This window comes from Clostridium celatum, from assembly GCF_021412605.1.
Lineage (GTDB): Bacteria > Bacillota > Clostridia > Clostridiales > Clostridiaceae > Clostridium > Clostridium celatum.
Window position 1 is genome coordinate 83,597 of record NZ_JAJKGM010000005.1, and the last position, 20,169, is coordinate 103,765.

Annotated in this window: 17 protein-coding genes; 16 read left to right on the forward strand and 1 reads right to left on the reverse strand. The window is 27.7% G+C overall.

What is annotated here, in order from left to right; genetic code table 11:
- Nucleotides 1–15 precede the first annotated feature (15 nt).
- The 3 genes from LPC13_RS03815 to LPC13_RS03825 all read left to right on the forward strand — a co-directional run bounded on the left by LPC13_RS03815 (nt 16) and on the right by LPC13_RS03825 (nt 3,651).
- On the forward strand, nt 16–1,611 hold the full coding sequence (locus LPC13_RS03815) for a peptide chain release factor 3 (protein WP_005210434.1): 1,596 nt from the start codon (nt 16–18) through the stop codon (nt 1,609–1,611).
- A gap of 480 nt (nt 1,612–2,091) precedes the next feature.
- Entirely contained in the window at nt 2,092–2,661 is a 570-nt protein-coding gene (locus LPC13_RS03820; RefSeq protein WP_005210431.1) for a thioester domain-containing protein, read from the forward strand.
- 225 nt (nt 2,662–2,886) lie between these two features.
- Nucleotides 2,887–3,651: a tyrosine-protein phosphatase gene (locus LPC13_RS03825; RefSeq protein WP_005210424.1), complete on the forward strand. Its 765-nt coding sequence runs from the start codon at nt 2,887–2,889 to the stop codon at nt 3,649–3,651.
- A gap of 175 nt (nt 3,652–3,826) precedes the next feature.
- Here LPC13_RS03825 and LPC13_RS03830 read toward each other — a convergent pair whose 3' ends face one another.
- Nucleotides 3,827–4,417, reverse strand: a complete 591-nt coding sequence (locus tag LPC13_RS03830) for a sigma-70 family RNA polymerase sigma factor (RefSeq protein ID WP_005210423.1) — start codon at nt 4,415–4,417, stop codon at nt 3,827–3,829.
- A 1,124-nt stretch (nt 4,418–5,541) separates the two neighbouring features.
- On the opposite strand from LPC13_RS03830, the gene LPC13_RS03835 reads away from it, so the two are divergent.
- The 13 genes from LPC13_RS03835 to LPC13_RS03895 all read left to right on the forward strand — a co-directional run bounded on the left by LPC13_RS03835 (nt 5,542) and on the right by LPC13_RS03895 (nt 20,169).
- Nucleotides 5,542–7,431 (forward strand): polysaccharide biosynthesis protein, encoded by a 1,890-nt coding sequence (locus LPC13_RS03835; protein WP_005210420.1) that lies wholly within the window; start codon nt 5,542–5,544, stop codon nt 7,429–7,431.
- 213 nt (nt 7,432–7,644) lie between these two features.
- Nucleotides 7,645–8,751, forward strand: a complete 1,107-nt coding sequence (locus tag LPC13_RS03840; RefSeq protein WP_234088618.1) for a DegT/DnrJ/EryC1/StrS family aminotransferase — start codon at nt 7,645–7,647, stop codon at nt 8,749–8,751.
- Between the two features lie 33 nt (nt 8,752–8,784).
- Nucleotides 8,785–9,396: a sugar transferase gene (locus tag LPC13_RS03845; protein WP_005210418.1), complete on the forward strand. Its 612-nt coding sequence runs from the start codon at nt 8,785–8,787 to the stop codon at nt 9,394–9,396.
- A 69-nt stretch (nt 9,397–9,465) separates the two neighbouring features.
- A complete protein-coding gene (locus LPC13_RS03850) occupies nt 9,466–10,182 on the forward strand; it encodes a YveK family protein (RefSeq protein WP_005210416.1) in 717 nt (238 codons plus the stop codon).
- A gap of 11 nt (nt 10,183–10,193) precedes the next feature.
- The gene (locus tag LPC13_RS03855; protein WP_005210413.1) at nt 10,194–10,847 is read left to right on the forward strand and encodes a CpsD/CapB family tyrosine-protein kinase; all 654 of its coding nucleotides are present in this window, start codon (nt 10,194–10,196) and stop codon (nt 10,845–10,847) included.
- A 110-nt stretch (nt 10,848–10,957) separates the two neighbouring features.
- Nucleotides 10,958–12,823 carry a NeuD/PglB/VioB family sugar acetyltransferase gene (locus LPC13_RS03860; RefSeq protein WP_234088601.1) on the forward strand — a complete coding sequence of 622 codons (1,866 nt, stop codon included), beginning with the start codon at nt 10,958–10,960 and terminating at the stop codon, nt 12,821–12,823.
- A 9-nt stretch (nt 12,824–12,832) separates the two neighbouring features.
- The gene (locus LPC13_RS03865) at nt 12,833–13,657 is read left to right on the forward strand and encodes a glycosyltransferase family 2 protein (protein WP_005210411.1); all 825 of its coding nucleotides are present in this window, start codon (nt 12,833–12,835) and stop codon (nt 13,655–13,657) included.
- A 5-nt stretch (nt 13,658–13,662) separates the two neighbouring features.
- The gene (locus LPC13_RS03870) at nt 13,663–14,724 is read left to right on the forward strand and encodes an EpsG family protein (protein ID WP_005210409.1); all 1,062 of its coding nucleotides are present in this window, start codon (nt 13,663–13,665) and stop codon (nt 14,722–14,724) included.
- A gap of 21 nt (nt 14,725–14,745) precedes the next feature.
- Complete coding sequence (locus LPC13_RS03875) at nt 14,746–15,870, forward strand: glycosyltransferase family 1 protein (protein WP_234088602.1); 1,125 nt, start codon at nt 14,746–14,748, stop codon at nt 15,868–15,870.
- Nucleotides 15,871–15,880: 10 nt separating this feature from the next.
- Nucleotides 15,881–17,071: a glycosyltransferase gene (locus tag LPC13_RS03880; protein ID WP_040418511.1), complete on the forward strand. Its 1,191-nt coding sequence runs from the start codon at nt 15,881–15,883 to the stop codon at nt 17,069–17,071.
- 26 nt (nt 17,072–17,097) lie between these two features.
- Nucleotides 17,098–18,114, forward strand: coding sequence for a glycosyltransferase family 2 protein (locus LPC13_RS03885; protein ID WP_234088603.1), 1,017 nt, complete (start codon nt 17,098–17,100; stop codon nt 18,112–18,114).
- A gap of 21 nt (nt 18,115–18,135) precedes the next feature.
- On the forward strand, nt 18,136–19,128 hold the full coding sequence (locus LPC13_RS03890; protein ID WP_005210400.1) for a glycosyltransferase: 993 nt from the start codon (nt 18,136–18,138) through the stop codon (nt 19,126–19,128).
- Nucleotides 19,129–20,169 (forward strand): glycosyltransferase family 2 protein, encoded by a 1,041-nt coding sequence (locus tag LPC13_RS03895; protein WP_005210398.1) that lies wholly within the window; start codon nt 19,129–19,131, stop codon nt 20,167–20,169.

Genomic DNA, 20,169 nt, shown 5'->3' on the forward strand with positions numbered 1-20,169 from the left:
TAGGAGGATACAAAATTGGCTGATTACATAAATGAGATTAAAAAGAGAAGAACCTTTGCAATTATTTCTCACCCTGATGCTGGTAAGACAACTTTAACTGAAAAGTTCTTATTATATGGAGGAGCTATTAGACTTGCAGGTTCTGTTAAAGCTAGAAAAGCATCTACACATGCTGTTTCTGACTGGATGGAAATAGAAAAGCAAAGAGGGATTTCTGTTACTTCATCAGTAATGCAATTTAACTATGCTGGACACTGTATAAACATACTTGATACTCCAGGGCACCAAGATTTCTCAGAGGATACATATAGAACTCTTATGGCTGCTGACTCTGCTGTAATGGTAGTTGACGCTGCTAAAGGGGTGGAAGATCAAACAAGAAAGTTATTCCATGTTTGTTCTTTAAGAGAAATGCCAATATTCACATTCATAAATAAGATGGATAGAGAAGCTCAAGATCCATTTGGTCTTTTAGAAGACATTGAATCAGAACTTGGTATTAAGACATATCCAATGAATTGGCCAATTGGTTCTGGTAAGGAATTTAAAGGGGTTTATGATAGAGTAAATCAAAGAATCATAGCATTCAATGGTGGAAATCACGGTTCTACAGAAGTTGAAGCTATTGAAGGTTCTGTTGATGATGAAAAGTTCAGAGAAATATTAGGTTCAGCTCTTCATGATAAGCTAATGGAAGATATTGAACTTCTTGATATAGCTGGAGATGAGCTTGATTTAGATAAAGTAAGCAAGGGTGAATTAACTCCTGTATTCTTTGGATCTGCGTTAACTAACTTTGGTGTTGAGCCATTCCTTGAAAACTTCTTAGAAATGACTTCATCACCACTTGCAAGAAACTCAAACATTGGGGAAATTGACCCATTTGATGAGAAGTTCTCTGCATTTGTATTTAAGATTCAAGCAAACATGAACAAGGCTCATAGAGATAGAATTGCTTTCATGAGAATATGTTCAGGTAAATTCACTAAGGGTGAAGATGTATTCCATATGCAAGGTGGAAAGAAGCTAAAATTAGCTCAACCACAACAATTCATGGCTGAAAACAGAGAAATAGTTGAAGAAGCATATGCAGGAGATATTATCGGGGTATTTGATCCAGGTATATTCTCAATTGGAGACACTTTATGTTCACCAAGCAAAAAGTTCAAGTTTGAAGGAATTCCAACATTCGCTCCAGAACATTTTGCAAGAGTTAGACCAGTTGACACTATGAAGAGAAAACAATTCGTAAAAGGTGTTACTCAAATAGCTCAAGAAGGGGCAATCCAAGTATTTAAAGAAAACCATGTTGGTATGGAAGAAATAATAGTTGGGGTTGTAGGGGTACTTCAATTTGAAGTTCTTGAATACAGACTTAAGAATGAATATAATGTTGAAATCAAGATGGATAGACTTCCATTCAGATATGTAAGATGGGTTGAAAGCTATGATGGAGACATTGATAGATTAAACTTAACTTCTGATGCTAAGAGAGTTAAAGACTTTAAAGATAGAGACCTAATAATATTCCAAAATGACTGGGGAATTAACTGGGCACTTGATCATAACAAGGGATTAGTTCTATCAGGCGTTGGTAAGAGCGAAGAGTAAAAATATTGATTTGCCCCAGGGGCAAAAACAATAGTAAGTTGTACGGTAAAAGTAGTCATGGCTTAGATGCTGCAAATCTAGGCTATGGCTACTTTTTAGCGTTATTAAAGAAGGTAAATGGAAATAATAGGGTGTGCCCCTGGGGCGATAATATGGGGCGATAATATGTAGTAAGTATAAAAGACACAACATTTAGTTGGATCGTAGCTAGATGCTGTATCTTTTATTTATTATTGTATATATTAAAGGAGGAAACAATGAAAAAAGCAATTACTTTAATTGTATAATAATTAATATATGTAGTTGATATTTAAAGGTTACTATAGTAATCAGAAAATTTTAAAAGGGTTGCAGTAAAGAGGTTTGAATTTTAAATTTTCAATTTTAAAATTTGAAGTTTAAAGTTTGAAATTTGTTTTGTATAGAATTATTGACTAGGATAATACTAATAGTAAGAAAAGTATTAGGGGTGATATATTAATGAAGTTTTGTAAATCTCTAAGTTTAGTTTTATTAGGTATTATATTTTTAATTATAGGGGGAAGTGCTACACGGGTAAATTGTTCTACAATTAAGGTTCCAAGTAGAGTTGGAGTTCCAGAAAGTTTAAAAATTGAAACTGATAGTAGTATTTTAGGTATATTAGAATATGAGGACTTTTATTTAGCTGTAAGAAGAATATTAACAAGGGTTGGAGCTGCATATTGTTTAGAGGATAATAAGGATTATCCAACTGGAGAAGTTTTTGAGGTTGAAGGCAAGGTTAATGAGGATATAGCAAGGGTTTTAGCTGTAGGATATCCATGCAAATCAGCTGAAGAACTTGGGCTTAAAAGTAATGATGATGCATATTTAGCAACTCAAATAGCTATTTGGAGTATTAATGAAGGATATAGTGTTTATGATTTTAGAGATGAGAATAAAGATGTTTTAAAAGCTATAATAAATATTTATGAAAACTCTAAGAGCGTTGATTTAAGTAAAGTTGAAGATGTTTTTATTGAATATTATTTAAATGATTCTCTTCAAAGAATTGTGGTTAAGATGTAGTCTGCATTTTTATGTAGACTATTTTTTTATTATGTCTTTAATGTGAATTTTTATATAAAAAGCTAAAAATCATTGAATAAGTTTTGAAAGCTTGTCTATAATTATATATATATGGAAGTGTAATAAAAAGAGTTTGGTTTAATAATATATAAAACTGTTATATAAGGATTTATTGGAGAAGTTTAATTGTAGTAGGTTTCAGTAGTTTTAGGAGGGGTAAAGAAGATGATAGATATACATTCACATATTATTAATAATGTAGATGATGGTGCAAAGAATTTGGATATGGCACTTAATATGCTTAGAAAATCTGAGGAAATTGGAATTAAGGGAATAGTTGCAACACCACATTATTTAAGAGGTATTTATAATTTTGAATATAGTGAAATTGAGGAATGTGCAGAGCAATTGAGAATAGAGGCTAAAAAGAATAATATTAATATTGAAATCTATACAGGACAAGAGGTTTATTATACTGAAAAAATTGTAGAGTATTTTACAGATGGTATTATTGGGACAATAAATAAATCTAGATATATGTTAATTGAATTTCCTATGAGGGATTTTGATATAGATGCAATTTTAAATGATATATATGAATTACAAATAAGAGGTATAGTAGCAATTATAGCCCATCCAGAAAGATATAAAGTGTTCTTGAAGAAACCATGGTTAATTAATAATTTTATAGAAGAAGGATTTTTATTTCAGCTTAATGCAGGTAGCTTAACTGGGTATTTTGGAAAAGATGTTAAGAAGCTTGCTATGAAGTATCTTGAAAATGGAGTTTATAGCTTTATAGGGTCAGATGCTCATAGAGATGAAAGCAGAAGCACAGATATGACAGAAGCTTTTGATTTAATAGATTCTATTGATAAAAAATATAAGGAAGATTTTAAGAAAAATTCTAATTTATTAGTTGAAGATGGAGAAATAGAGTTTAGTGGAAAGTTTATTAAGGAAAGAAAAAAGCTTTTAGGGATTTGGTAAAACTTAAAGATAGAGATTAGTAGTCATAGGTAATTTAATAATAAGCATGTTCAGTTTAAAAATGGCAACTTTTAAATAAAAAGCATGAGGACAGTAAGAGTCAGTGTAAATTTGATTTTAAATCAGAGTTATGCTGACTTTTGCTTTTTATTAATTTACATTTTGGGGTAAGATATTAACTTATAGATTCTTTTAGAAATTTGAGAATTGATTTTAGTTTTGTTCTAGTTTGATTATATGAAAGGTTATTTGATTTGCAATATTTTAATAAAGAGCCTTTTGGAGTTAGGTAAACTTCCTTTATTAGATTTTTTTCAAAGTTAGATAGGTGGGTTAGAGCTTCAGTTAATGTTTTTATAGAGTCCTTGTCTATAGCTAGATTTTCAATATTTATATTATCTTCAATTAAGTCGATAATTTCACTAACGTAATCACCAGTTTTAACAAGAATATTAAGACTAGATTCATTTGAATACTTAATGTTTTCTCTACCAAGATTTCTGTAAGCATTTTTTATGGAGTTAATCATATAGGAATCAATACAACGGTTACCTTTTTCTAGGTCAAATTTATTAATTGCATAAAGAACAGCCATATTTCCTATTTGAATTAAGTCATCAATATCATAGTTCTTTAAATGATAGGAATTTGAGTATTTTAAGATTAGTTTTTCATATTTATTTATGATACAAAGCTTGGCAGATTCATCACCAGCTTGGGCACTTTTTAAAATTTCTAGCTTTGGAGAGTTTGAGTATTCTTTCAATATAAATCACCTTCTTTAAAAATTTTAGTATATGAATTATTAGAAAAATTAAGATATGAAATACTGGGAGTGTAATCAGTGATAAAGAAGAGAATCAAGATTACATTTAAATAGAGTATAACAGGGGCAAGATATACGGGGATAAGATATGACAGATGTAAGAAGTAGTAGGAGTATGAAGAAGTTAATGTTATTAGATAAGTATTTAAGTAAATCTAAGTATTTAAATAAAGATAGATATATCTTTGGACAAAATATAACAGAGTAAGATATAGGATGGGAAATATATTATAGCGAGAAAAGATAAGAGAAAGTAGGATATAGAATAGATAGAATATTTACATTAATTGTGCTTTAGTAAAGGGTAATATTAAGGTTAGTTTGAAAATGTGATTTGATAGGATAATTTGGAAGAGTGGTTTGAGGAATCAGAAAGGAATTTTGAGATAACATTCATAAAAATATTATACCATAATATGTAAAATAAATATATAGATATTAAGATTTATGTATTAGTAATTATAAATAAAATTATAATAAGAATTCAAAAATAACAACGAAAAGGTAATTGCTATAAAAATAAAGATAAGTACAAATTAAAATATGGATAAATACAGTTAATAATTAATAAAATTTAAATATATTTATATATGAAAAACTAAAAACTATAAATTTATAAAGATTATAAGAAAAACATAAGAAAAACATGAGGAGAATATAAGAAAAGCAGAAGAAAAATAAAAAGATATAAAAAATATAAAAAAATTAATCGTCAGTATTCGACAAAAATTATTTTTTAATATATAAAGTTTAATTGATAAAAAACAGTCTTACTCAAATAAAGTTAGAAAAAATAGAAGGATACAGTAAAAAAAATGAATTGTGTAGAACAGCTAATAAAAATAAAGGAATGCAAGGAATTTATTAGAGAAAAACAAACGTTTTCAGTGGAAGATTATTATAAAATTATAAATTTTATTAAAATAGTAAAGCGTGTTATAATTAAATTGATATTATGAGGAGAAAAATATCATTAAATGTAGTTGGTTTTAAACAACACTAATGGTATATCTTAGAATTAAGTTAACGTTAACAATGTTTAAAATTTAACATACAAAGGGGGGATGATGATGAAGGATATCTTAAGTAATAGAAAGATTAAGATGACAACTTTAGTTATTACTGATTTTGTTTTAATACTACTATCTTATTTTTTAGGGTTTATATTTAGATTCTATTTAAGTGATAGCACTTTAATTCAAATCATAGCAAGTTTTGGTAGTCATTTTGGAAAAGTGATTTTAAGTGCAATTATTTATATTTTAATTTTTTACATATTTAAACAATACAAAAGTATATGGACATTAGCTGGGATTAATGAAATTGTTAATGGAGTTATAGCAGTTACTTTGGGGGGAGTAGTATCTGTTTTAATTTCACTAATTAGTAAAGAAAGAATTCCTTTAATGGTCACTTTACTTGCTGGGATTATGATTTTAATTCTTTGTAATGGAGTTAGAGTTGCATGGAGAATTTTAAGAAGAGCTATTATGTATAATGAAGCTAGTAATCCAGAGGATTTAAAAAGAGTACTTATTATAGGAGCAGGTTCTGGGGGAGCACTTGTTTCAAATGAATATAAGAAATTTCCACAACTTAAGAGAAAAGTAGTAGCTTTTATTGATGATGACAGACAAAAGTTAGGGACATATGTAAATGGGGTTAAAGTTTACGGAAATAGAGAAGACATCATAAGAGTTGCTAAAGAAAAAAAAGTAGATGAAATTATAATTGCTATTGCTTCTATTAAAGATCAAGTTTTAAAAGAGCTTATAGAAAAATGCACAGAAGCAAAAATTGCAGTTAAAATTATGCCTGGTGTAGCTGAAATGATAGATGGTAAGTTTTCTATTAATAAAATAAGGGATGTAGATGTAGAAGACTTATTAGGAAGGGAAACTATCAAATTAGATCACGATGGTATAGCAGATTATTTAGAAGGAAAAACTGTATTAGTTACTGGTGGTGGGGGATCTATCGGTTCTGAACTTTGCAGACAAATTTCTAAATTTAAACCAAAACAACTTATAATTTTTGATATTTATGAAAATAATGCCTACGATATTCAAAATGAACTTAAAAGAACATATCCAGATTTAAACTTAGTTACTCTTATAGGTTCAGTTAGAGATAGGCAAAGATTAAGACAGATTTATACAAGATATAATCCAAATGTAGTGTTCCATGCAGCAGCTCATAAGCATGTTCCACTAATGGAGATTAGCCCAGAAGAAGCTATTAAAAATAATGTTGTTGGTACTTTCAATACAGCAGAATTTGCAAATAGCTATGGAGTGGAAAAATTTGTTCTTATTTCAACAGATAAAGCGGTAAATCCTACAAATATAATGGGTGCAACTAAGAGAATGTGTGAAATGATAGTACAAGCATTTAACAAAGTAAGTGATACAGAATTTGTTGCAGTTAGATTTGGTAATGTACTTGGAAGTAATGGTTCAGTAATTCCATTATTCAAAAAGCAAATAGCAGCAGGTGGGCCAGTTACTTTAACTCATAAGGAGATAACAAGATACTTTATGACAATACCAGAAGCATCACAATTGGTACTTCAAGCTGGAGCTTATGCAGAAGGTGGAGAAATATTTGTACTTGATATGGGTAAACCAGTTAAAATATACGATTTAGCAGAAAATCTTATAAAGCTAAGTGGATATGAGCCACATAGAGATATAAAGATAGAAGTTACTGGACTTAGACCAGGAGAAAAGCTATATGAAGAACTTCTTATGAATGAAGAAGGGTTAACAGAAACAAAGCATGAGAAGATATTTATAGGAAAACCAGGAGATTTTGAAATTGATGATATCGCTCAAAAGACAGAAGAACTTTTAAAATATGCAACTAAAGGAAGTAAGATTAGACTTAAGAAACAATTAAAGATGGTTGTTGATACATTTAAAGAACCAGAAGAAATAAATAGTAAGGTTATTTAGAAAGGTTAATATTAAATATTCACTTCAATATTATATAAATTTTGTAAATAATTTTTAAGTGTTTTATCATAGGAGTAATTTTATTAAGTTGATCTAGAAGTAAGTCATGAAAGAGCAATATGAAGTAATGGGGGAGAAGCAAATTCCCCTAAATAAAAAAGATTGGGGGAATAGAACGTGGAAAATAAGAGAATATATTTAGCATCTCCTCATATGGGTGGAATGGAGCAGGACTTTGTTAAGGAAGCTTTTGATACTAACTGGGTTGCACCTCTTGGACCAAATGTCAATAATTTTGAAAAGGAAGTTGCAGAGTATGTTGGGGCTAAGGATGCAGCAGCTTTAGTTTCAGGAACATCAGCAATTCATTTAGCTTTAAAGGCAATTGGAATGAAAAAGGGAGATAGGGTTTTCTGTACAAGTTTAACTTTTGCAGCAAGTTGTAATCCAATAATGTATGAGCATGGAGAGCCAGTATTTATAGATTCAGAACCAGAAAGCTGGAATATGTCACCTTTAGCTTTAGAAAAAGCTTTTATTAAAGCTAAGGAAGAAAACAAAATGCCTAGAGCTGTTATAGTAGTTCATCTTTATGGACAATCAGCTGATATGGATAAAATCATGGAAATTTGTAATAGATACAACACTCCAATAATTGAAGATGCAGCAGAATCACTTGGAGCGACATATAAAGGAAAACAAACAGGTACCTTTGGTGAGTTTGGAGTATTTTCATTTAATGGAAATAAAATAATCACTACTTCAGGTGGTGGAATGTTAGTTTCAGATGATGTTGAAAAAATAGCAAAGGCTAGATTTTGGTCAACTCAATCTAGAGATAATGCAAGACATTACGAACATACAGAGCTTGGCTACAACTACAGAATGTCAAATATAACAGCAGGTATTGGTAGAGGACAACTTAGAGTTTTAAACGAAAGAATAGCTCAAAAGAAGCATATCTTTGAAAGATATACAGAAGCATTTAAAGATATTGAAGATATAGCAATGATGCCAATTTGTGAATATGGTGAGCCAAACTACTGGTTATCTTGTATGACTTTAAAGGAAGAAAGCAAGGTTAAGCCACTTGATATTATATTAGCTTTAGAAGAAAAGAACATTGAAAGTAGACCAATATGGAAGCCAATGCATATGCAACCATACTATAGTGAATTTGAATTCTTCAATCATAATGAATATGGAATAAGCGTAGGAGAAGAAATATTCAATAGGGGATTATGCTTACCATCAGATACAAAAATGACTGAAGAAGAAATAGATAAAGTTATAAATATAGTAAAAAGTGTATTTATATAAAATTGTAGTGAAGTAGTTTTAGGGGATTATTTAATGAATAGATTTAGTTTAGTAATAAAAAGAGTGTTTGATATACTTTGTGCTCTTGGGGGGCTTATAGTATTATCACCAGTTTTACTTATATGTGCAATACTTATAAGAACAAAGCTTGGTAGTCCAATATTCTTTAGACAAAAGAGAATTGGAAAGGGCAATAAAGAGTTTGAGATGATTAAGTTTAGAACTATGAAGGATGCTGTTGATAAGAATGGGGATCAGCTTCCAGATGAGCTTAGAATGACTAAGCTTGGTAAAACTTTAAGAAGCTTAAGCTTAGATGAATTACCAGAGCTTATAAATATATTAAAAGGAGATATGAGTTTAATTGGGCCAAGACCATTACTTGTTCAATATCTTCCTTTATATAACGAAAGACAAATAAAAAGACATGATGTAACACCAGGACTTACTGGATGGGCTCAAATTAATGGAAGAAACTCATTAACTTGGAATGAAAAGTTTGAGCTTGATGTTTGGTATGTTGAAAACTGGAGTTTATGGCTTGATATAAAAATATTCTTTATGACTTTTTATAAAGTCTCTAAGAGAGAAGGAATAAGCCAAGAAGGTCAAGCTACAGCAGAATTCTTTAATGGAAATAATTAATGGATGACCCGCGGGGTCAATCCAATTTTTGGATTGGCCCCGCGGGTAGTTACTGATTAGGAGGAAAAAATGGACGAAAAGACTTTAAATATTGATGAGCTTTTATATGTTTTAAAGAAAAGATTTAAATTAATAGTAATTTGTGCATTAGCATTTACATTATTAGCTGGTATTTTTGCTACATTTAAAATGAAGTCAAGCTATACAGCAACAGTTAAGATATTTGCAGGGAAAAATGAAAATATTCAAGGTGATTATAGCAGTAGTGAATTAAGTAGTTATGCTAGTTTAATAAATTCATACATAGAAATAATCAAAACAGATGACTTTATGAAAAAAGTTATAGACAAAGGAAACTTAAATATGACTCCAGGTCAGCTTATGGGTGGATTAAGCTTTACTGCATCGCAAAATGCACCAATACTTACTATAGGATATACTTCGGATAACCCAACAACAGCAGAAAAGGTAGTAAGTACATTATCTAGTGAGTTTGAAGTTGGAGTAAAAGAAATAGTTTTAAATACATATACAAAGGTTATTGAAAGTGTAAAGGTAGTTGAAAAAGTACCAGCAAAGGCTAAGGTAGTTTTAGTAGGGCTTATTGCAGGTTTATTAATGGGAATTGGATTAGTATTTGTTTTAGATTATTTAGATGATACTTTAGCAAGAAGAGAAGATTTAGAAAAATTATTACCAATACCAGTATTAGGGGAATTACCTTTAGAAGATGATGAAATAAGCAGAAGCAAGAAAAATAAAAGAAATAACAAAAAGGCAAGTTAGGAGGGCATAATATGTTAACTGTTAAAGAAAATCCAAAATCTTTATTAGCAGAAGCTTATAGAGGACTAAGAACAAGTTTAGAATACTCATCTGTTGATAAGAAGTTAAAAACATTAGTTGTTACTAGTAGTAATCCAGGAGAAGGAAAGTCTACTGTTTCTGGTAATTTAGCTTTTGTTTTAGCTCAAGGTGGAAAAAAAGTTATTATTGTTGATGCTGACTTAAGAAAGCCTACAATACATAAAAAATTTAGAGTAGCAAATACTGCAGGATTAACAGATTGCCTTATTGGTAAGAAAAAGGTTAATGAGGTTGTTAATAAGATAGAAGATAATGTACATATTATTACAGCAGGTCAAAAAACACCAAATCCAGCAGAAATGGTTTCTTCAAAAGCAATGGAAGATTTAATAGCAGCTTTAAAGGATGTTTATGATTATGTAATTATTGATACACCTCCAGTTAGAAATATAAATGATGGGGTTGTACTATCAGCAAAGGTTGATGGAACTATTTTAGTTGTAAGAGCTGGAGTAACAAAGAGTGTTGATATAGTTAAAGGATATAAGGAACTAGAAAAAGTTAAATCTAATGTTGTTGGAACAGTACTAAATGCCGTAGAAAACAAAAAGGATAGTTATTATTACTATTATTATGAAGATTAAAATATTAATATGAAACATTTATTTCAGCATTGTATAAATATTACATATTAAAATTAATGTCTAACTATAATAACATTATTAAAAATCACATTGTAGAGGGAGGTAGGAAAATGGATATTATAATTATCGGTGCTGGTGGAGTTGGTAGAGAAGTTGCTTTGATTATTGAGCAGATAAATGCTAGGACTCCAAAGTGGAACATACTAGGGATTGTTGATGATAATGAATCTATGTGGGGAAAAGTTGTTAATGGATATGTTGTTTTAGGTGGTTTAAGCTATTTAGATAGATATAGAAATAATGGTGACATAACTTATATTAATAAACCTAATATTGTTGTTGCTATAGCTAATTATAGAGTTAAGAAAAATATTGTAGATAAGCTAAAGGATGATTTTGACTTTGCTACTATAATTCATCCAGATGTTTTTATTAATGAAAGCATTAGCATTGGTGCTGGGACTATAATTTATCCAGGTGTAATTATGACTACTAATATTACTATAGGCGATCATGTTATTGTAAGTCCAAAATGTGGTATTGGTCATGATTCTATCATAAAAGATTATGCCTCACTTCTTTGGAATGTTAATATTTCTGGAAATGATCTTATAGAAGAAGGAGTGCTTATTGGATCTGGAGCTACTGTAATTCAAGGTAAAACTGTTGGACAAGGTTCAATTATTGGAGCTGGTGCAGTTGTAGTTAAGGATGTTTTAAGCAATACAACTAATGTTGGAGTTCCAAGTAAGATTATTAAAAAGAAAGAAATAAATGATGCTAGCATAGTAAAGCTAGAAGAAAATAATGAAAAAGATAAGAGTAAAGAAAATATGAAAAAAGTTTTATATATAACTACAGTTAGTAGAACTGTTAATGCTTTTTTAATTCCTCATATAGAGATGCTTTTAGAAAATGGATATAGCGTTGATATTGCATGTTCTATTGATAAGGAAATTGATAAAGGTTTAATTGAAAAGGGAGTTAGAGTTTTTGAGGTTCCATTTAGCAGAAGTCCTTTAAGTATTGGAAACTTTAAAGCTTTTAAGGAGCTTATAAAAATTCAAAAGGAAAATCAGTATGGAATAGTTCATGTTCATACACCTATAGCTTCTATATTTGGTAGATTACTTAAGGTTAAATTCCCTAAGCTAAAAACTATTTATACAGCTCATGGGTATCATTTCTTAAAAGGTGGATCAAAGGCAGGGTGGCTTTTATATTATCCAATTGAGAAGGTTATGGCAAAATTTACTGATGTTACTATCAATATAAATAGTGAAGATTATGAAATTACAAAGTCAAAGCTTAAGCCTAAAAAAAGCTATTTAGTTAAAGGTGTTGGATTAGACTTAAATTCATATAAAACATTAAGTTATGAAGAACAAAAAAGAAAGAAACAAGAGCTTAATATTAAAGATGAGGATTTTGTTGTAATAATGATTGCAGAGCTTAATGAAAATAAAAACCAAATACAGCTTATAAAAGCAATTGAATTATTAAAAGAAGATTGTCCAAGACTTAAAGTAATGTTTGTTGGTGAGGGTGATAAGCTTAATGAATTAAAGCAAGAAGCCTTAGCTAGAGGGGTTAGGGATAAGGTTTTATTCTTAGGCTTTAGAAATGATGTTAATGAACTTATCAATATAAGTGATATAGGAACATTACTTTCATATAGAGAAGGGCTTCCAAGAAATATTATGGAGCTTATGGCAAATGGAAAGAAAGTTATTGCTACAGATATTAGAGGATGTAGAGATTTAGTTTGCAATGAAAATGTTGGACAGTTAGTTAAAGTTGGAGACTTTCAAGCAACAGCAAGAACAATTAAAGAATATTACTATATGAAAGAAATAATGCTAGAAGTTGCTGCTACTTATGAAAGTAGTGATGAAGAAATAGTTAGAGAAATTGAACCTTATGATGTTGTTAATGTTAATAAGGAGTTAATGGACATATACAAAAGTTTGAATTAGGAGGAGCATATGAATCCAAAAGTTTCTGTAATAATGGGGATATATAACTGTGAAAGTACTTTAAGAGAAAGTATAGATTCTATATTAGGACAAACATATGATAATTGGGAGCTTATTATGTGTGATGATTGTTCTAAAGATAAAACTTTAGATATAGCTAAAGAATATGCTAATAAATATCCAGATAAAATAAAGATTATTACAAATGAAAATAATATAACATTAGCTCCTACACTTAATAGATGCCTTGAGATCGCATCTGGGGATTATATAGCAAGACAAGATGGTGATGATATATCTTTAAATGATAGATTAGAAAAACAGGTTAAGTTTTTAAGTGAGAATGAAGAATATGATTTAGTTGGAACAAAAATGGTTTCATTCGATGAAAATGGAATAAATGGAATAAGGGGCATAGAAGAGAATATACCTAATAAATTTACAATGATAAAAGGAACAGCTTTTTGTCATGCTACTATATTAGCTAAGAGAGAAGTTTATGAAAAATTAAATGGATATAGAGTAACTAAGTATACAACTCGTTGTGAAGATATGGATTTATGGTTTAGATTTTTTGAAGAAGGTTTTAAAGGATATAACTTAGACGATGCATTATATAAAGTAAGAGATGATAATGATGCTTATAAGAGAAGAACATTTAGAAATTATTTTAATGTATTTGTAATAAGTTGTAGAGGATATAAAAGGTTAAGTATTCCATTGAAATATTATTTATACTTGTTAAAACCATTAGTTACTATGTTTATACCAATAGCTTTAATTAGAAGATATCATAATAATGTAAGTATATCAGAAGTTAATATAGAGGGGTAGAAAGTGTGGATATTTTTTATTTTACATTGATAATTACATTTGTTTTAGCAATATTAGCAGTAATTTTTAAAGATAAAAATGGTAATGCAAATTTATTAATTACTATAGTAATAATTAGTATATTTACTTTAGTATCAGGATTAAGAAGTGGAATAGGGGACACATATTATTATGTACATTCATATAATTCAATTACTCCTAATTATGATATTGCTAATTCAGCTTATGAGCCAGGATTTACAATATTTCTTATGATATTAAAAAGTATATCTGAAGATCCACAATTTATGATTTTAATAACTTCATTAATAATAAATGTATGCAATATATGGGTCATCAGAAAATATTCAAAGGATAATTTTGAATTAGGTGTATTTTTATATATGGTCTCATATTATATAGTTACAATGAATGGAATTAGACAATCGTTAGTTGCATCAATAATATTTTTATGTACTCCACTGATTATTAATAGAAAGTTTAAAACATATTGTCTTATTATGATAGCACTGTCTACTTTTCATATATCCGCACTGGTTATGATTCCAATATATTTAGTTGCGATACAGAAGGAATGGTCTAAACAGATATGGGTTGCAATTATAGCTTTTATTGTAGTGATGATATTTTATGAGCCAGCAATAAGTTTAATATACAAAATATTAGGAAATTCGAAATATGCAGGATATGAAGATTTTAATGAAGGTGGAGCAAATATTATTAGAGTAATAGTTTATTTTGTGCCAGTAATGTTGTCATATATAAAGAGAGAAAGTTTGAAACAATGGGAAAATGGTAACATATTTATAAATATGACTTTGATTAATTTTCTTATAATGGCTATATCCTATTATAATTGGATATTTGCAAGATTTACTATATATACTCAGTTATATGTACTTATAACATTACCTTTTATAATAAAAAAATCTTTTAATAATATTAAAGAGAAAAGAGTTATATATTATTTCTTAATTTTATGTTATATCGTATTTTTTGTAGTAGATTCTAAGATGAGTGGAATAAATTATACAAGTAAATTTAATATAATTAATTTCTTTTATTAAGTATAGAAAGTTGAGATTAATATGAATAAAAAAGAAAAAGTATTACATGTAGTAGGTGGAATGGATATAGGTGGAACGGAAACTATGCTTATGAATTTATATAGGCAAATTCATAAAGATATTAGATTCGACTTTATATCTTATTATGATAGAGATGGATATTATGATAAGGAAATTATTGAGCTAGGTGGAAAGATTATTAGCACAAAATCTCCTGCTGAAATAGGGCAATTAAAGGCTATTAAGAATTTATATAAAATTATAAAAGAAGGAAGATATGATATAGTTCATGCTCATACTTTGTTTAATTGTGGAATAGCTATGATAGCAGCAAAATTAGCAGGAACTAAAATAAGAATATCACATTCACATACTAATTTAGATATGGGAAATAGTATTATAAAAAAGATTTATTTTACTATTATGAGAATTTTAATAATATTATTTTCGACTAATTATATTGCATGTAGTAATAGTGCAGGAGAATACTTATTTGGAAAAAATATAATTAAGAATAATAAATATAAGGTATTACCTAATTATGTGGATTATACTAAGTTTTTAAATTTTAATAATAATATTAACTTAATAAAAAAATTAAAATTAAATGATGATGATATTATTACTGGACATATTGGAAGATTTGTAGATGCTAAAAATCATAACTTTTTAATAGAAGTAGCAAATAAAATGATAAATAAAGATAATAGGATAAAGCTGATTTTAGTTGGAGATGGACCATTAAAGGAAGAGATAGAAAAAAAGGTAATCAAATTAGGAATTAGTGATAATGTTTTTTTCCTAGGGTTAAGGAAAGATGTAGATTTAATATTGAATAGCTGTGATATATTTCTTTTCCCTTCTATATATGAGGGGTTAGGATTGGTTATGTTAGAGGCACAAGCAAGTGGATTGCCTTGTTTAGTATCAGAGGCTATACAGCCAGAAGCAGATTTAGGAATAGGACTTGTAAAGCAAATTAAGCTAGATGATGGAATAGATAAATGGGCAGATGAAGCATTAAAGCTTATAGGCAAAAAAAATAATAATAAAGAAGCTATAGAAGAAGCCTTTAAAGCTAAAGGATATGAAATAGAAGATATAGTTAATACTTTATTAGATGTTTATAAAATCGATATAAACTAGGAGTGAAATTATGAGGAAGATATTAATATCATCTTTTGATATGGAAGTTGGTGGAGTTGAAAGAAGTTTAATAAGTATGTTAAATAATTTCGATTATGAGAATAATGAAGTTGACTTAATGTTATATAGACATACCGGTGATTTTATGAATCTTTTAACTGATAAAGTTAATTTATTAGAAGAACACAAATCATATTCAACTTTTAGAAAAGGTATAGGACAAACTATAAAAGAAGGAAAAGTATTTTTAGGAGCATCTAGATTATTAGCAAAATTAATTGGAGAACTATCAAAAAAAGATAATAAGAATAATACTGAAAGTGTAGTTCAAATGCAGCTTATGTGGAAATATGCATTACCTTTTTTACCTAAGCTAGATAAAGAATATGATGTAGCAATAAGCTATCTTTGGCCTCATTATTTCGTTGCAGAAAAGGTTAAAGCTAAAACTAAAATAGCTTGGATACATACAGATTATTCAACAATAGAAACTGATATAAAAATGGACTTAAAAATGTGGAATAAGTTTGATTATATAATGGCAGTATCAGAAGAATGTAAAAATGCTTTCTTAAAAAAGTATCCTAGTTTACATAATAAAGTTAAGGTAATGGAAAATATAACTTCACCTGATTTTATAAGAAGAATGTCGGAAGAAAAGGTAGATGATGACATTAGTAAAGATAATAGCTTTAAGTTGCTTTCAGTAGCAAGACTTTCACATGCTAAAGGCATTGATAATGCTGTTAGGGCTTTAAGAGTATTACATGACAGAGGATTTACAAATATTAAATGGTATGTTGTTGGATATGGTGGAGATGAAGCTATTATAAAAGAACTAATAGAAGAAAATAACTTAAAAGATAGCTTTATATTATTAGGTAAAAAAACTAATCCTTATCCATATATGAAAGTATGTGATATTTATGTACAACCTTCTAGATATGAAGGAAAAGCTGTTACTGTAGGTGAGGCTCAAATACTTGGAAAGCCTGTTATTATAACAAATTATACGACAGCAAAAAGTCAAGTTAGAGAAAATATTGATGGATATATATGTGAGTTATCAATTGATGGCATTGCTAATGGAGTAGAAAAGCTATATAGAAATAAAGAGTTAAAAGAAAAGTTAGCTAATAATTCAAGAAACACGGATTATAGTAACAAATATGAGTTAAAAAAATTATATGAAATGTTTTAAATAGTATTAATAAAAGGAGTACAAGTATGGTATTCGATAGTTTACCTATTATAAGTGTAATTGTTCCAGTATATAATGTTGAAAAATATTTAAAAAGATGTGTAGATAGTATATTAAATCAAGAGATGAAAGAGATTGAAGTAATATTAGTGAATGATGGATCTACAGATTCAAGCGCGAGTATTTGTGATGAATACGTAAGAAGAGATAGTAGAATAAAGGTTATACATAAAAAAAACTCTCGTGTAGCAGCTGCTAGAAATGATGGAATTAGGTTAGCAAGTGGTAAATATATAAGCTTTATAGATTCAGATGATTGGATTGAATCTAATATGTATAAGAGTATGTATGAAAAGGCAGAGGAATTTAATGTGGATTTTATAATGTGTGATTTTTCTAAAAAGGGAGTAGATAAATCATACAATGTATCTCAACCAATATCGAGTGGATTTTATGATAAGGATAGAATAAAAAAGGAAGTATTCCCGTGTTTAATTATGTTTGAAAATATAGAATTTCCACCTACAATATCAAATTGTACATGTCTATTTAAAAGGGAATTTTTAATTAAAAATAATATATTTTATGATGAAGATATTCATTATTGTGAGGATTCTATATTTGGATCTAAATCTATGTATAATGCTAATAGATTTTATTATATGAAAAATAAATACTTTTATAATTATTTTTATAATCCCAATTCTACGACATCAACTTACAATAAAAATAAATGGGATTCATATATAAAAATAAATGAACGAATGGAAAAATATTTTAACAAGAGTGACTTTGATTTTTCAAGACAAATAAAGATTAATATGTTGTATTTTACATTAAATATGCTATCAGAAAATGGAAAATCAAATCTCGTATTTATAGAAAAGAGCAAAAATTGCAAAGAAATAATGTGTAATGATAGAGTAAGAAAAATATTTAAAGAGTTTAAAATACCACAAGTGTCTAAGGGATTAAAAATAGTAACTATATTAATAAAATATAAATTAAGTTGGATATACTCTTTATTATTTTATACTAGATAATTGAAAGGGCGGAGATTTTAATTGGCATTAATAAGTATTATTATACCGGTATATAATGTACAAAAGTATTTAAATAAGTGCATAGAAAGTGCAATTAATCAAACAATGAAAGATATAGAGATATTATTAATAAATGATGGTTCAACAGATAAAAGTGGAGAAATTTGTGATTATTATGCTAAGAGTGATAGTAGAATAAGAGTTATTCATAAAGAAAATGAAGGTGTATCTTCTGCTAGAAATATAGGTTTAGATTTGGCAACTGGGCAATGGATAGCTTTTTTAGATAGTGACGATTGGATAGAAGAAAATATGTATGAAATTTTATATGAAAATGCTATTAAACAAAAAGTAGATATATGTGCTTGTAATTTTGAATATTTTACAAAAGATAATATTTCTTTATATAACAAAGATTTAATGAATGGTTTAGAGGGAATATATACGAGTAAAGAGTTCATGGATTTTATTTATGAAGGTCAGCATAAAAATGCTTTGTGTGTATGCATTTGGAATAAAATTTATAAAAAGAGTATATTTAATAATCTAAGATTTATAAACTCTATTCATGAAGATGAGCAGATTTGTACGCAAATATATAGTAAAAAGTTAAATATATATCTATTAGGACAACCATTATATAAATATATTCAAGTTGCTCAGTCTATAACTAACAAAAAGTTTTCTAAAGAGAATCTTGTTAATTTAGATATTTTATATGAAAGATGTAGCTTGTTTAAGAGTGTAGGATATGTTGACTTATTTATAAAAAGTTTAAAAGAATATTGTGATGTAAATATTGGTTATTATTTTAAAATAAAAGAATTGGATAATGAAATTGACTATAAGAGGTATTTTGAACAGTATAATAAGATTTTATTGGAAATTATAAATAAAAAAATATTATTAAAAGACAAGATAAGATTTATTATATTTTATATAAATCCAATATTATATAAGAAATTAATTAGTATGAAAGAAAATTATAAATATATATTTAGGGTGGGAAATTAGATGACTCAAATAAGTATAATTATGCCTGTGTATAATAAGATGAATTATTTAAATAGATCTATAAATTCCATACTTAATCAAACATTTAAGGATTTTGAATTAATAATAGTAGATGATGGGTCTAGTGATGATTCTTTAAAAATATGTAATGAATTTTTTAGAAAAGATAATAGAATTCAGATAATAAGCATAAATAATTCAGGAGTTTCTAATGCAAGAAATATAGGATTAGAACATGCAAAAGGTAAATATATTCAATTTATTGATGGCGATGATTATATTGATTTAGATATGTTTAAAGAATTAAAAAAGATAATTGATAAATATACTCCAGATATAATTTTAACTGGATTAACAAAAGTTGATAAAGATTATAATAGTATAAGTAAAATAATACCTTCATTAAACGGATTAAAAAACAAACAAGATTTAATGGATAATTTTGTAGAAGAACAGTTTAGCACAGGACTATATGGGTGTGTTAGTAATAAATTGATAAAGAGAAGTTTAATAGAAAAAATAAGACTGAAATTTGATAAAAATATTAAATTAGCAGAGGATTTAGATTTTTATTTAACGTTATATGATTATATTAATGATATATATTTTTGTAATGAATCATATTACTATTATTTACAAAATGCTGAAAATTCGTCTACTAGCATAAATTTTAAAAATGATTATTTTACTCAGATACTTATTAATTTAAAGGCTAAAAATATGCTTAGTAAAAATAATTCGTTAAATATTAATAATGAAAATATTATTAATAAAGTTATAACTAGTTTTACATTATGTTATTTATATGAGGAGTTTGATTATTCTTTTAGTAAAAATAAAAAAGTAATTAATAGAATTTATGGTGATCAAAGAATTGTAATGAGTTTAACTAGTGATAATCAAAATTTATTTAAAAGGATAATTATACTTTTAATAAAAAGCAAGAGCAGTTTTGTATTATTGATATTGCTGTATATAAGGAAAAGAATAGAAGTTATTTATAGAAAAATTAGATATGGAGTTTTAAAGGGGAAAATTTAA

Coding starts and splice junctions, on each gene's coding strand:
- LPC13_RS03820 (WP_005210431.1), top strand. CDS start 2,092: ATGAAGTTTTGTAAATCTCTAAGTTTAGTTTTATTAGGTATTATATTT.
- LPC13_RS03825 (WP_005210424.1), top strand. CDS start 2,887: ATGATAGATATACATTCACATATTATTAATAATGTAGATGATGGTGCA.
- LPC13_RS03835 (WP_005210420.1), top strand. CDS start 5,542: ATGATGATGAAGGATATCTTAAGTAATAGAAAGATTAAGATGACAACT.
- LPC13_RS03840 (WP_234088618.1), top strand. CDS start 7,645: ATGGGTGGAATGGAGCAGGACTTTGTTAAGGAAGCTTTTGATACTAAC.
- LPC13_RS03845 (WP_005210418.1), top strand. CDS start 8,785: ATGAATAGATTTAGTTTAGTAATAAAAAGAGTGTTTGATATACTTTGT.
- LPC13_RS03850 (WP_005210416.1), top strand. CDS start 9,466: ATGGACGAAAAGACTTTAAATATTGATGAGCTTTTATATGTTTTAAAG.
- LPC13_RS03855 (WP_005210413.1), top strand. CDS start 10,194: ATGTTAACTGTTAAAGAAAATCCAAAATCTTTATTAGCAGAAGCTTAT.
- LPC13_RS03860 (WP_234088601.1), top strand. CDS start 10,958: ATGGATATTATAATTATCGGTGCTGGTGGAGTTGGTAGAGAAGTTGCT.
- LPC13_RS03865 (WP_005210411.1), top strand. CDS start 12,833: ATGAATCCAAAAGTTTCTGTAATAATGGGGATATATAACTGTGAAAGT.
- LPC13_RS03875 (WP_234088602.1), top strand. CDS start 14,746: ATGAATAAAAAAGAAAAAGTATTACATGTAGTAGGTGGAATGGATATA.
- LPC13_RS03880 (WP_040418511.1), top strand. CDS start 15,881: ATGAGGAAGATATTAATATCATCTTTTGATATGGAAGTTGGTGGAGTT.
- LPC13_RS03885 (WP_234088603.1), top strand. CDS start 17,098: ATGGTATTCGATAGTTTACCTATTATAAGTGTAATTGTTCCAGTATAT.
- LPC13_RS03895 (WP_005210398.1), top strand. CDS start 19,129: ATGACTCAAATAAGTATAATTATGCCTGTGTATAATAAGATGAATTAT.